We start from the raw sequence: 14,009 nt of genomic DNA, 5'->3' as shown, positions 1-14,009 counted from the left end.
CGTACAGGGGTCGGCCGTCCCTCCGGATCCCTGATGGCCCTCCCAATAACCGGTGCCGCACTGTCGGACCCCTGTGCGATGCTCGGGCCTGTGGAAACCAGGTCCGTCAGCCCGGTGTTCGTAGGACGCGCCGACGAACTCGGCGTGCTGCACGACGCGCTCGCCCGCGCTGCCGCGGGCGAGCCGCAGGCATTGCTGCTCGGAGGCGAGGCGGGCGTCGGAAAGACCCGCCTGATCGAGGAGTTCGCCACCGCGGCCGGACGCGAGGGCGCGGTCGTCGTGTGCGGCGGCTGCGTCGAGATCGGTGCCGACGGACTGCCCTTCGCCCCCTTCTCCGCGGCCCTTCGCGCCTTGCGCCGCCTGCTGCCGGATGAGCTCGCCGCCGCTGCCGCCGGACAGGAGGAGGAACTGGCCCGGCTGCTGCCCGAGTTGGGCGACGCCGGACAGGGACGGCGGTACGAAGAGGAGGGCATGGCCCGGCTGTTCGAGCTCACCGCCCGCCTCCTGGAACGCGTCGCCGCGGACCGCACGGTCGTCGTCGCCCTCGAAGACCTGCACTGGGCCGACGCCTCCACCCGCCACCTCCTCGCCTACCTCTTCCGCACGCTGCGCAGCGGCCGCCTCGTCGTCGTCGCCACCTACCGCGCCGACGACATCCACCGCCGCCACCCGCTGCGGCCCCTGCTGGCCGAGTTGGACCGGCTGCGCACGGTCCGCCGAATCGAACTCGGCCGTTTCAGCCGCGCGGAAGTCTGCTGCCAGATCGCCGGGATCCTCGCCCACGAACCCGACCCGGCCCAGGTCGACGACATCTTCGAACGCTCCGACGGCAACGCGTTCTTCGTCGAGGAACTCGCCGTCGCCTCCCACCAGGGCTGTCGCACCGGGCTCACCGACTCCCTCCGCGACCTGCTCCTGGTACGCGTCGAAGGGCTGCCCGAGAGCGCCCAGCGCGTCGCCAGGATCGTCGCCGAGGGCGGCTCCACCGTCGAGTACCCGCTGCTCGCCGCCGTGGCAGGGCTCGCCGAGGACGACCTCATCGAGGCGCTGCGGGCCGCCGTCGGCGCCAACATCCTGCTCGCCTCACCCGGCGGCGACGGCTACCGCTTCCGCCACTCCCTGGTCCGCGAGGCCGTCGGCGACGACCTGCTGCCCGGCGAGCGCTCCCGCTTCAACCGCCGCTACGCCGAAGCCCTGGAAGCCGACCCGACGCTCGTACCGGCCGACGAGCGCCTCACCCGGTTGGCCAGCTACTGGTACCACGCCCATGACGCCGCCAAGGCCCTCCCCGCCGTCCTCGACGCCTCCGTCGAGGCCCGCTGCCGGCACGCCCACTCCGAGCAACTGCGGCTCCTGGAGCGGGCGATGGAGCTGTGGGACGTCGCCCCCGACGCCGTACGCGACGAACTGCGCCCCGTCGACTACGTGGAGGTCTATCCGCCCTGCGGCTGCGACCCGGCGACAGCGCCCCTGCGCTATCTCGACCTGATGGCCGAGGCCGCCGTCGCAGGCCGGCTGTGCGGGGAGCGCGAGCGGGCCCTGAAGATCACCAAGCGGGCGCTGCACCTCCTGGAGGACGAGGGCGATCCGCTGCGCGCCGCCTGGTTCTGGATCCAGCGCTCCCGCCTGGTGCAGTCGCAGGCTCGCGGCGACGGCTGGAAGGAACTCGCCACCGCCCAGGACCTGGTACGCGGCCTGCCGCCGTCGGAGGTGCATGCCGAGGTGCTGGCCGCCGTCGCCGCCTGGTGCATGCTGCACGAACCGGGCCCCGGAGCCCTCTCGGCCGCCGAGCGCGCCGTGCAGTACGCGCGCATGGTCGGCGCCCGCGACATCGAGCTCAACGCCCGCCTCGTACTCGGCGGTCTCATGGTCGACGCGGGTGACGTCGAGGCCGGGCTCGCGGAGATGTACGAGGTCAAGGAGCGAGTGAACCGGCGGGGCTCCTCCCTCGTCCTGGGGCGCGTGCACATCAACCTGCCCTCGCATCTGGAGTCGCTCGGCCGCTCCCGCGAGGCGGTCTCCGTCCTGCGGGAGGGCGCCGAACTGGCCCGGACGAAAGGCCTGTTGGACACCGAGGCCTACGTCTGGGGCAACCTCTCGGAGTCGCTGGACTCACTCGGCCAGTGGGACGAGGCCGTCGAGGCCGCGGGGAACGCGCTGCGCATCGGGCTCAGTGGCAAGGCTTCCGGCCTCGGCGCCATCCGTCTGACGTTTCTCGCGCTCGCCCGCGGAGACCTCGCCGAGGCCGGGCGCCAACTGGCCGCCGCCCGCGCCAACTTCGGCACCCACGACCCCATGCCGCAGCATTCCCTGCCGCTGCTGTGCAGCACGATCGGCATCGCCGCCTCGGAGAGCCGCCTCCTCGACGCCCGCACCGCACTGGAGGAGGCCCTCCGCGCGGGCTTCCCGCCCGGCACCCAGCGCTACGGCTGGCCGCTGCTGCTCGCCGCCGCCACCGCGGAGGCCGACGCCCATGGCCTGCCCCTCGCCGCACCGGGCCGCCCCGAGACGGTGGAACACATCCGCTCCGCCGCCAAGTCCCTGGCCACCGGCGCGCCCCTCTGGCTCGCGTACGAGGAGTGGGTGCGCGCCGAACTCCGCCGAGCCGAGGGCGTGACCGACCCGCACGACTGGTCCGAGGTGGTCACCGCCTTCGAACCCGTGGAGCGCCCCTACGACCTCGCCCGCGTCCGCCATCGCCTCGCCGAGGCACTGCTGTCCTCGGGCACGGACGACGACGACCGCGCCCGCGCCACGGAACTCCTCCGGCTGGCCCGAGCCGCCGCCGACCACCTGGGCGCCCGCCCCCTCGCCGAAGCCGTCGCACTGCTCGCCCAGCGGGCCCGCCTCTCCCTGGGCTGCGCCCCCGAGCCGTCCGCCCTGGCCCCCGTCGACCCGGCGGTCGCCCTCGGCCTCACCAGCCGCGAACGCGATGTCCTCCGCCTCGTCGCCGCCGGCCGCAGCAACCGCCAGATCGCCGAGGAACTCTTCATCTCCCCGAAGACGGCCAGCGTCCATGTGTCGAACATCCTCGCCAAGCTGGGCGTCTCCGGCCGGGGCGAGGCGGCGGCCATGGCCCACCGGCTGCGGTTGTTCCCGCCCGAGACCCCCACCGCACAAGCCGTGGGCTGAGGTTTACGCTGTAGAGGACCCGGGCCGAGGGAGGCGCCGTGTTCAACATGTTCGAGGAGCTCTTCGCACCAGGCCGCAAGCACACCAACGACGAACGCAAGCGCCTGGAACTGTCCCGGGTGGACCTGAACGACGGCGACCCCGGCCGAGGCCCCATAGACCTGTCCTCGGGCAAGGTGGTCGTACGACCACCGGATCCCGGACGGACGACTCCTCCGGGCCCGGCCGCGGAAGCGGAGACCCAGACCGAGGCGGAGCCTCAGACTGAGACCGAGGCGGAGCCCCAGGCCGAGGCCGAGACCAAGGCCGAGAAGCCCGGCGGGGACTGAGAAGCGCAGACGGGGACTGCGTCGCGCACTGCGCCACCGCCGGCTCCAGGATCACGTCACCTCCAGCTCCAGAATCCTGTCGTCCCCCGCTCCGGGGCTGCCCCGCCCGTCCGTCTCGCTCGTCACCAGCCACAGCTTGTCGCCGCCCGCCGACACCACCGTGCGCAGGCGGCCGTAGTCACCCTCCAGGAACGCCTGGGGTTCGGCGGAGGCCTTGGTGCCGTCCAGGGGGATGCGCCACAGGCGTTGGCCCTTGAGGCCCGCCATCCATATGGAGCCCTCCGCATAGGCGATGCCGCTCGGGGAGGCGTCGTCCGTGGGCCACTGGGCGATCGGGTTCAGATACTTGGAGTCGTCGCTCTCGCCCTCGACCACCGGCCAGCCGTAGTTCCCGCCCGGCTTGATCTGGTTCAGCTCGTCCCAGGTGTCCTGGCCGAACTCGGCCGCCCACAGGCGCTGCTTGTCGTCCCAGGCGAGGCCCTGGACATTGCGATGCCCGTACGAGTAGACGACCGAGTCGCCGAACGGATTGCCCGGCGCCGGCTCGCCCTCCGGCGTCATCCGCAGGATCTTGCCGCCCAGCGACTTCGTGTCCTGGGCCAGACCCGTCTGCCCCGTCTCACCCGCGCCCGCGTACAGCATCTTGTCCGGGCCGAACGCGATCCGGCCGCCGTTGTGGATGTACCCCTTGGGGATGCCCTTGAAGATCGTGTCCGGCGAGCCCAACTGCTCCCCGGACGGCTTGCTCTCGTCGTACAGCATGCGGACGATGCGGTTGTCCGACACCGTGGTGAAGTACGCGTAGACGAAATGGTCCGAGGCATAGTCGGGGGAGAGCGCGATCCCGAGGAGGCCGCCCTCTCCCTCCGGGGCCACCCCGGGCACCTCGCCCAGCTCCGTCTTCTTGCCGGTCTCCTTGTCGACCCGCGTGATCGTCCCCTCGTCGCGGGAAGACACCAGCAGGTCGTCCTCGGGCAGTGGTGCCAGGCCCCAGGGGGAGTCGAGGTCCTCGGTGACGGTGCGCACGACCTTCACCGTGCCCTTGGCCGGTGGTGGCTCCTCGGTGGACTGCTCGGAAGGCGAGGCCCCGGGCTCAGTACTCCCGCCACCGGTGCTGCTGCTCGGCGACGTGCTCCCACCGCCCGCCGTCCCTCCGTCGTCGGAGGAGCAGCCGGCCGTCACCAGAAGCGCGGCCGCGGCCAACACGGCCGTCACCACTCGTCGTTGCACGATCATGGGGTCCCTTCGACGCGGCGGTCCTACTGTTCATACACCGCTCGCGTCCCACGAGTTCCCGATCACGGAGACGTAAATCCAGCCCCGTGCTCCCGGGCACCTACACCTCCTCACGGCACGTGCCCCCGCGAACGCGCCCTACTCCCAGGATCCCTGCGCCCCCGGCAGTCCCGCCACCTCCGCCAGATCCTCCGCCGACAGCTCCAGCCCCGCCGCCCCCGCGTTCTCCGCGACCCACCGCTCCTGCTTGGCCCCCGGCACCGGCACCACGTGCCGCCCCTGCGCCAGCACCCACGCCAGCGCCACCTGAGCCGGGGTGGCAGCGTTCTCGTCGGACCCGTGCCGCCGGGCGACGCGGCGCAGGCCGACGACGATCGGCTGGTTCGAGGCCATCATCTCGGCGGTGAAGCGGGGATGCCGGGCGCGTACGTCGTCGGGCTCGAAGCCCTCGCCCGGGGTCAGCGTGCCGGTCAGGAAGCCGTTGCCGAGGGGCATCGCCGCCAGGAAGCCCACCCCGCGCGCCGCGCACCAGGGCAGCAGCGCGTCCAGCGCCTCCGTGGACCACACCGACAGTTCGGCCTCCACAGCGCTCACGGGGAAGACCTGCTGTACCCGCTCCAGCTGGCGGATCGTTCCGTCGTGCAGCCGTGCCCCCGAGCGGCGGGCGGAGCGGGCGCCCACCGCGCACAGCCCGAGCGAGCGCACCTTGCCGGCCGTCACCAGCTCCGCCATCGCACCCCAGGTCTCCTCGACGGGAACCTCCGGGTCCGCGCGGTGCAACTGGTAGAGGTCGATCACGTCCGTCTGCAGCCGGCGCAGCGAAGCGTCGCACGCCCGCTTCACATAGCCGGGGCGGCCGTTGGCCACGATGTGCTGCTCACCCACCAGCAGGCCGACCTTGGTCGACACGAAGGCCTCGCGGCGCCGCTCCTTCAGTACCCGCCCCACCAGCAGTTCGTTGGTGAAGGGGCCGTACATGTCGGCCGTGTCGAGCAGTGTCGTACCCCGGTCGAGTGCCGTGTGCACGGCGCGGAGCGACTCCTCACCGCGCTGCCGGGAACCGGTGTACGCCCAGTTCATCGGCATGCACCCGAGCCCGACCGCTCCCACTTCGAGCGCCGCCGCCCCGATCGTCCTGCGCTCCACCTGGCCGCAACCCTCCCTCTCCGGCTCCCCAACCTAACCTCTGCGCGTCCAAGCGCCTGACATAGCCTCGTGAGCATGACTTCCGACGTATGGCTACCCTTTCGCGCCGACGACATCGACGGGCTTCCCGAAAGCCTCAACTACCGCTACTGGAATGGTGACCTGGAGTTTCCCGCAGATCCGGCCGACTGCGAGTTCTATGTCGTGCCCTATATGCAGCCGCCCGCCGTCTCGCAGCGGCCGATGTCCGAAATGACCTCGGTGCGGGTCGTGCAGACGCTCTCCGCCGGTGTCGACCACGTCCTGCCGAGCATGGAAGTCCTGCGCCCCGGTGTGCAGTTGTGCAACGCGCGCGGGGTGCACGAGGCGAGCACCGGCGAGCTCGCCCTCGCGTTGATCCTCGCCTCGCTCAGGGGCATCCCCGGATTCGTGCGAGCGCAGGACAAGGGGGAGTGGGGCTCGGGGTTCCACCCGGCACTGGCCGACAAGTCCGTACTCATCGTGGGGTACGGGTCGATCGGGTCCGCCATCGAGGACCGGCTCACTCCCTTCGAGCTCGCGCGGGTGGCGCGCGTCGCGCGCTCCGCGCGCACCACGGAGCGCGGGCCCGTGCACCCGCTCACCGAACTGCCCTCCCTGCTGCCCGAGGCCGACATCGTCGTCCTGTCCACGCCCCTCAACGACACCACCCGTGGCCTGGTGAACGCCGACTTCCTCTCCCGCATGAAGGACGGCGCACTCCTGGTGAACGTCGCCCGCGGCCCCGTCGTCGACACCAAGGCGCTGCTCGCCGAGCTGGAGAGCGGCCGCATCACCGCGGCCCTCGATGTCACCGACCCCGAACCGCTGCCCCAGGGGCACCCGTTGTGGCAGGCACCGGGCGTACTCATCAGCCCCCATGTCGGCGGCCCCACGTCCGCGTTCCTGCCGCGCGCCAAGCGGCTCCTGGTCGCGCAGTTGAACCACTTCGTGAACCGGGAGCCGCTGCGGAACGTGGTCCTTACGACGGGCGCGTAGGTCACTTCACGACGGGCGCGCGGGCCACCTCCCGTTCGCTCCCCGTCCGCTTTTGACACCCTCCGCAGTTCTTCGAATGCGGGCAGTGCCGACAAACTCCCTGGTCGTCACGGAGCGTAGAGGAACTATGTCCCTGAGTGACGAGACTGGTGTATCGTCCCGACAGGGGCTGCGCCGCGCACCGTTCGGCGCCGGGGATGGATTTTCAGACTGCGAGGGGGGCGACGGGCGATGCACGGCCTATGGACCAACGATCCGACGCGGCAGGGCCGCCGACGACGACCCTGGCGCGCGGCCACGCGGAGACGCGGGCAATGCGGCCACAGTGGCCACGGCGGTCATCACCACCGCAGGCACAACGGCCGCCGAAGGCATGGACACCCGGCGCACGCGGACCAGCGGGACCCCGGCGCGCGGACCGGGTGGGCCCGGTGAGCTCCCCCGGAGCGCTGCTGACCCGTCGGCCGGCGCTCGGTGGCGGGACGGGCCTGTTCTCACAACTCGTACTGGCCCTGGTGTGCGCGGGATACGCCCTCGGTTCCGCGCTCGGCTGGGGCTCCGTGACCCTCGGCCTCGTCATGGGCGACTTCGGGCTGAGCGCCGCAGCGGGCATCGCGGCGGTCTCCTGTTTCCGCTACGCCCACAGTCGCCGCAGCCGCTTTCGACCCGCATGGCTGCTGTTCGCGCTCTCCTCCACCATGGCCTGCCTGGGCAACGCCGTCTGGGGGTGGTACGAGGTGGTCCTCGACCGCCCCGTACCCAGCCCCAGCTACGCCGACCTGTTCTTCCTCTGCTTCGCGCCGCCCGCCATCGTAGGTCTGCTCGTGCTCGCCAAGAGGCCCGTGACCAAGGCGGGTTGGGTCTGCCTCGCGCTCGACTCGTGGTTAATCGGTGGCTCCTTGCTCACGCTGTCCTGGAGCCTCGCGCTCGCCCAGGCGGCGAAGTTCGACGGGCCGAGCGTCGCGCACACCGCGCTGTCACTGGCGTACCCGCTGCTGGACATCGCTCTGGTCAGCATGGTGCTGGCGCTGCACTTCCGGCGCTCGTCGGTGAACCGCTCCGCGGTGAACACCGCGATCGGCGCGCTCGCCCTGACCGTGATGTGCGACGCCCTGTTCACCTCGCCCCTGCTGCACAACGACTACCGCTCCGGGCAGCTCCTCGACGCCGGCTGGTTCGCCGGCTCGCTGCTCCTCGCGTACGCCCCCTGGGTCGGCCCCCGGCACGGTCAGCCGGACACCGGCCGGTACGACACGGACGGGCACGCGCGCGTGGTGCACGAGCACATCCCGGGGCGGCGGCAGGAGGGGCAGCCGGGGCACCCGGGAGGACAGGTGCACGTACCCCTCCACGGCGGAGGCCACAGTCGATATCCGGCCACTCGCCCCATCGCCGGATCGCTGGCCGCGCTCACGCCCTATCTGGCCGCCGCCGTCTGCACGCTGGGGATCCTCTACAACGTTCTGAACGGCCGCAATGTCGACCGGGTGGTGCTCATCACCGCCGGTCTGGTCGTGCTCGCCCTCGTCGTCCGCCAGGGCATCATGCTCCTCGACAACATCACCCTCACCCAGGAACTGGCCCAGAAGGAGAACCACTTCCGCTCCCTGGTGCAGGGCTCAAGCGACGTCATCATGATCGCAGCCCCGAACGGCATTCTGAGATACGTCAGTCCGGCCGCCGCGGGAGTCTACGGACGGGACGCCGAGGACCTCGTCGGCTCCGAACTCGCCTCGCTCATCCACCCCGAGGACCTCGGCTGCGTGGTCCACGAAGTGCGCCGCTTCCTGGCCGCCAGCCACACCGAGGAGCCCACGACCCGCATCGAGTGCCGCTTCAGGTCCGGCGACGGCGGCTGGCTGAACGTGGAGTCCACCGTCAACCGCCACCACGGCGGCCTCATCTTCAACAGCCGTGACGTGACCGAACGGGTGCGTCTGCAGGCGCAGTTACAGCACAACGCCGAGCACGACCCGCTCACCGACCTGCCCAACCGCGCGCTGTTCACCCGGCGCGTCCAGCAGGCGCTTTCCGGCCGCCGCTCCTCGGACCGAGGCACCGCCGTCCTCTTCATCGACCTGGACGGCTTCAAGGCCGTGAACGACACGATCGGGCACCAGGCCGGCGACGAGCTGCTCGTCCAGGCCGCCCGCAGACTCCAGGACTCCGTGCGGCAGGGCGACACCGCGGCCCGGCTCGGCGGTGACGAGTTCGCGGCGCTCATCGTCGGCGACGGCACCCGCGACCGCACGGCGCGCGAACACCAGATCCTCGAACTCGCCGACCGCCTGAGGATGACGCTCTCGCAGCCGTACGCCATCGACGGCAACGATGTCCGGGTCGCCGCGTCCATCGGCGTCGGCTTCGCCGAACCCGGCCTGGGCGCCGGTGAGTTGCTGCGCAACGCCGACCTCGCCATGTACCGGGCCAAGGCGACGGGCAAGGGCCGCGTCGAGCTGTACGCGCCCCAGATGCAGCAGGACGTCGTACGCAAGGCGGAGCTGGCGACGAGGCTGCGCTCCGCGCTGCAGGACGGCGAGTTCACGCTGCTGCACCAGCCCGTGGTCTCGCTCGACAACGGCCGGATCGCGACGGTCACCGCCCAGGCCCGCTGGCGCTCCTCGCAGGGCGTGCTCTTCACGCCCGCCGAGTTCCTGCGCGTCGCCGAGGACAGCGACCGCACCGCCGAGCTGAGCCGCTGGATGCTCGAAGAGGCCATCGAGCAGGCCGCCGCGCGTGCCGCCACCGGAATCACGGCGCCCGTCGCGGTCCGGATGAACGCCCGGCGCCTGCTGGACCGCTCCGGGCCCCTCGGCTCGGTGGAGGCCCTGCTGACCCGGCACGGGCTCCCCTCCGGCGCCCTGATCATCGAGCTGTCCGAAACCGACCCCCGGGTCTCCCTGGACGAACTGGAGCGCCGGCTGAACGCGCTGCGGCGGCTCGGCGTCCGGATCGCCCTGGACGGCTTCGGCAGCGGGTATGCCGCCATCACGGCCCTCAGAAGGCTCCCCATAGATGTGCTGAAACTCGACAGGGACCTCGTCGAAGGTGTCGTCGAGTCCGCGCGGCTGCACAAGATCACCAGTGGGCTGCTGCGGATCGCTACCGACCTCGGGCTGCAGTCCGTGGCCGAGGGCGTGGACCTTCCGGAGCAGGTCATCGCCCTGCGCGCGATGGGCTGCACCCATGGACAGGGCATGGCGTTCTCCGCGCCGCTGGACGAGTACCGGCTGCGCAGAGCGCTGTCCATGGGCCACTACCCCGTGCCGCACGGGCCCGTCGAACCCGCGTTCGCGGGCGGCGGCGCGGGGGTGTACACCGGTGGTGTGCCCGCTGTTTATGGAGGCGGTACGGTCCTCCGCTCACATAATGAGACTCCCGTCCCACCCACTTGACAGTCGGTGCGTGCCGGGGGGAGGGTCAATGCCATGCGCACCCGAATTCTCGTACTTGGAAAGCGCGTCGGCTGAACTGGGACCCACCGGATCGACAGAACCGGAATCCCCAGTGAACGCACCGGCGCGCTCCCCTCGCTTGCCTCACGGCACGAGGGGTTTTTTGTTGCACAGGCACCAGTCGTACACCGCACAAACTTCGCAAAAACCCTCAGCATCGAGAAGAGAATGCCGATGACCGAGCAGGCCACCGGGGCCCACCATCCGCAGCCGCGGCCCCGATCCGGAGGACAGCAGTCCGCGCCCGAGCAGGTGACGGGTGCGAAGTCCCTCATCCGTTCTCTTGAGGAAGTCGGGGCCGACACGGTATTCGGCATTCCCGGCGGCGCGATCCTTCCGGCCTACGACCCGCTGATGGACTCCCAGCGCGTGCGGCACGTGCTCGTCCGTCACGAGCAGGGCGCGGGTCACGCGGCCACCGGTTACGCGCAGGCCACCGGCAAGGTCGGCGTCTGCATGGCGACCAGCGGCCCCGGCGCCACCAACCTGGTGACCCCGATCGCCGACGCGCACATGGACTCGGTGCCGCTCGTGGCGATCACCGGGCAGGTCGCGTCCAAGGCGATCGGCACGGACGCCTTCCAGGAGGCGGACATCGTCGGCATCACCATGCCGATCACCAAGCACAACTTCCTGGTGACCCGCGCCGAGGACATCCCGCGGACGATCGCGGAGGCCTTCCACATCGCCTCCACCGGCCGCCCCGGACCCGTCCTCGTCGACATCGCCAAGGACGCCCTCCAGGCGCAGACCACCTTCCAGTGGCCGCCCACCCAGGACCTGCCCGGCTACCGCCCGGTGACCAAGCCGCACGCCAAGCAGATCCGCGAGGCCGCCAAGCTGATCACCGCCGCGAAGCGGCCCGTCCTCTACGTCGGCGGCGGCGTCCTCAAGGCCAATGCCACCGCCGAGCTGAAGGTCCTCGCAGAACTCACCGGAGCGCCCGTCACCACCACACTGATGGCGCTCGGCGCATTCCCCGACAGCCACCCGCTGCACGTGGGAATGCCGGGCATGCACGGTGCGGTCACCGCCGTCACCGCGCTGCAGAAGGCCGACCTGATCGTCGCCCTCGGAGCCCGCTTCGACGACCGCGTCACCGGCAAGCTGGACAGCTTCGCCCCGTACGCAAAGATCGTCCACGCCGATATCGACCCCGCGGAGATCGGCAAGAACCGCGCCGCCGACGTGCCGATCGTCGGTGACGCCCGCGAGGTCCTCGCCGACCTGATCCAGGCCGTGCAGAAGGAGCACAGCGAGGGCCACACCGGCGACTACAGCGCCTGGTGGACGGACCTCAACCGCTGGCGCGAGACGTACCCGCTCGGCTACGAGCAGCCCGACAACGGCTCGCTCGCCCCGCAGCAGGTCATCGAGCGCATCGGCCAACTCGCCCCGGAGGGCACGATCTTCGCGGCGGGCGTCGGCCAGCACCAGATGTGGGCCGCGCACTACGTCCAGTACGAGAAGCCCGCGACCTGGCTGAACTCCGGTGGCGCCGGAACGATGGGCTACGCGGTCCCGGCCGCGATGGGCGCCAAGGCCGGCCGGCCGGACCGTACGGTCTGGGCGATCGACGGCGACGGCTGCTTCCAGATGACCAATCAGGAACTCACCACCTGCGCCCTGAACAACATCCCGATTAAGGTCGCCATCATCAACAACGGCGCCCTCGGGATGGTCCGCCAGTGGCAGACCCTCTTCTACAACCAGCGCTACTCCAACACCGTGCTGCACAGCGGCCCCGACGCCGACGGCAAGCAGCCGAGCGCAGGCACCCGCGTCCCCGACTTCGTCAAGTTGTCGGAGGCGATGGGCTGTTACGCGATCCGCTGCGAGTCCCCGGACGACCTCGACAAGTGCATCGAGGAGGCGAACTCGATCAACGACCGCCCGGTCGTGGTCGACTTCATCGTCCACGAGGACGCCATGGTGTGGCCGATGGTCGCCGCCGGCACGTCCAACGACGAGGTCATGTTCGCCCGGGACGTCCGCCCCGACTTCGGCGACAACGAAGACGACTGAGAGAGAGCCGAGTCAGACCCATGAGCAAGCACACCCTCTCCGTCCTCGTCGAGAACAAGCCCGGTGTCCTCGCCCGGATCACCGCCCTGTTCTCCCGGCGCGGCTTCAACATCGACTCGCTCGCCGTCGGCGTCACCGAGCACCCCGAGATCTCGCGCATCACCATCGTGGTGAACGTGATCGAGGCGCTGCCGCTCGAGCAGGTCACCAAGCAGCTCAACAAGCTCGTCAACGTTCTGAAGATCGTCGAGCTGGAGCCCGGCTCCGCGGTTCAGCGCGAACTCGTTCTGGTGAAGGTGCGCGCCGACAACGAGACGCGCTCCCAGGTCGTCGAGATCGTCCAGCTGTTCCGCGCCAAGACGGTCGACGTCTCCCCGGAGGCCGTCACCATCGAGGCCACCGGCGGCAGCGACAAGCTGGAGGCCATGCTCAAGATGCTGGAGCCGTTCGGCATCAAGGAGCTCGTCCAGTCCGGCACGATCGCGATCGGCCGCGGGGCGCGCTCGATCACCGACCGGTCGCTGCGCGCGCTCGACCGATCTGCCTGAGGCTTGAAACGGGCGGTCGGCGATCGTCGACCGCCCGTATGCCGAGACCCGAAAACTTCCCTTCCCCCGCCCGCCGTACGGTGGGACGCAACACCGCACACCAAGGAGAACCCCAGTGGCCGAGCTGTTCTACGACGACGACGCCGACCTGTCCATCATCCAGGGCCGCAAGGTCGCGGTCATCGGCTACGGCAGCCAGGGCCACGCCCACGCGCTGTCGCTGCGCGACTCGGGTGTCGACGTCCGCGTCGGTCTGCACGAGGGCTCCAAGTCCAAGGCCAAGGCCGAGGAGCAGGGCCTGCGCGTGGTGACTCCGGCCGAGGCCGCCGCCGAGGCCGACGTCATCATGATCCTGGTGCCGGACCCGATCCAGGCGCAGGTCTACGAGGAGTCCATCAAGGACAACCTCAAGGAGGGCGACGCGCTGTTCTTCGGCCACGGCCTGAACATCCGCTTCGACTTCATCAAGCCCCCGGCCGGCATCGACGTCTGCATGGTCGCCCCGAAGGGCCCGGGCCACCTGGTCCGCCGGCAGTACGAGGAGGGCCGCGGCGTTCCGTGTATCGCGGCCGTCGAGCAGGACGCCACCGGCAAGGCCTTCCCGCTGACGCTGTCGTACGCGAAGGGCATCGGCGGCACCCGCGCCGGCGTCATCAAGACGACCTTCACCGAGGAGACCGAGACCGACCTGTTCGGTGAGCAGGCCGTCCTCTGCGGTGGCACCGCGGCGCTGGTCAAGGCGGGCTTCGAGACGCTGACCGAGGCCGGCTACCAGCCGGAGATCGCGTACTTCGAGTGCCTCCACGAGCTGAAGCTCATCGTCGACCTCATGTACGAGGGCGGCCTGGAGAAGATGCGCTGGTCCGTCTCCGAGACCGCGGAGTGGGGCGACTACGTCACCGGCCCGCGCATCATCACGGACGCCACCAAGGCCGAGATGAAGAAGGTCCTCGCCGAGATCCAGGACGGCACCTTCGCCCGTGAGTGGATGGCCGAGTACCACGGCGGTCTGAAGAAGTACAACGAGTACAAGACCCAGGACGAGAAGTCCCTCCTGGAGACCACCGGCAAGGAGCTCCGCAAGCTCATGTCGTGGGTCGACGCCGACGAGGCGTAAGCCG

The 14,009-nt window shown here is 70.6% G+C and carries 9 protein-coding genes; 7 read left to right on the top strand and 2 right to left on the bottom strand.

Annotated elements, in window-relative coordinates; genetic code table 11:
- Positions 1-78: 78 nt before the first annotated feature.
- Positions 79-3,132 carry a helix-turn-helix transcriptional regulator gene (locus tag OG246_RS42315; protein ID WP_266475072.1) on the top strand — a complete coding sequence of 1,018 codons (3,054 nt, stop codon included), beginning with the start codon at positions 79-81 and terminating at the stop codon, positions 3,130-3,132.
- Between the two features lie 38 nt (positions 3,133-3,170).
- On the top strand, positions 3,171-3,461 hold the full coding sequence (locus tag OG246_RS42310; protein WP_266474772.1) for a DUF6191 domain-containing protein: 291 nt from the start codon (positions 3,171-3,173) through the stop codon (positions 3,459-3,461).
- A 51-nt stretch (positions 3,462-3,512) separates the two neighbouring features.
- On the opposite strand, the gene OG246_RS42305 is transcribed toward OG246_RS42310, so the two are convergent.
- Together OG246_RS42305 and OG246_RS42300 are read right to left on the bottom strand one after the other, a co-directional pair.
- A complete protein-coding gene (locus OG246_RS42305) occupies positions 3,513-4,697 on the bottom strand; it encodes a sorbosone dehydrogenase family protein (protein ID WP_266474770.1) in 1,185 nt (394 codons plus the stop codon).
- 138 nt (positions 4,698-4,835) lie between these two features.
- Positions 4,836-5,843, bottom strand: a complete 1,008-nt coding sequence (locus OG246_RS42300) for an aldo/keto reductase (RefSeq protein WP_266474769.1) — start codon at positions 5,841-5,843, stop codon at positions 4,836-4,838.
- 75 nt (positions 5,844-5,918) lie between these two features.
- Here OG246_RS42300 and OG246_RS42295 point away from each other — a divergent pair, with 75 nt between their 5' ends.
- From OG246_RS42295 to ilvC, 5 genes are all read left to right on the top strand, one after another.
- On the top strand, positions 5,919-6,860 hold the full coding sequence (locus OG246_RS42295) for a 2-hydroxyacid dehydrogenase (protein WP_266474768.1): 942 nt from the start codon (positions 5,919-5,921) through the stop codon (positions 6,858-6,860).
- A 431-nt stretch (positions 6,861-7,291) separates the two neighbouring features.
- On the top strand, positions 7,292-10,255 hold the full coding sequence (locus OG246_RS42290) for a bifunctional diguanylate cyclase/phosphodiesterase (RefSeq protein ID WP_266474767.1): 2,964 nt from the start codon (positions 7,292-7,294) through the stop codon (positions 10,253-10,255).
- Between the two features lie 228 nt (positions 10,256-10,483).
- Positions 10,484-12,340: an acetolactate synthase large subunit gene (locus OG246_RS42285; RefSeq protein WP_266474766.1), complete on the top strand. Its 1,857-nt coding sequence runs from the start codon at positions 10,484-10,486 to the stop codon at positions 12,338-12,340.
- A gap of 20 nt (positions 12,341-12,360) precedes the next feature.
- Complete coding sequence (ilvN, locus tag OG246_RS42280; protein WP_266474764.1) at positions 12,361-12,888, top strand: acetolactate synthase small subunit; 528 nt, start codon at positions 12,361-12,363, stop codon at positions 12,886-12,888.
- Positions 12,889-13,003: 115 nt separating this feature from the next.
- Positions 13,004-14,005, top strand: coding sequence for a ketol-acid reductoisomerase (gene ilvC, locus OG246_RS42275; RefSeq protein ID WP_266474762.1), 1,002 nt, complete (start codon positions 13,004-13,006; stop codon positions 14,003-14,005).
- Positions 14,006-14,009: the final 4 nt, after the last annotated feature.

The organism is Streptomyces sp. NBC_00620 (assembly GCF_026341825.1).
GTDB lineage: Bacteria > Actinomycetota > Actinomycetes > Streptomycetales > Streptomycetaceae > Streptomyces.
This window is presented reverse-complemented; position numbering and strand designations above follow the sequence as displayed.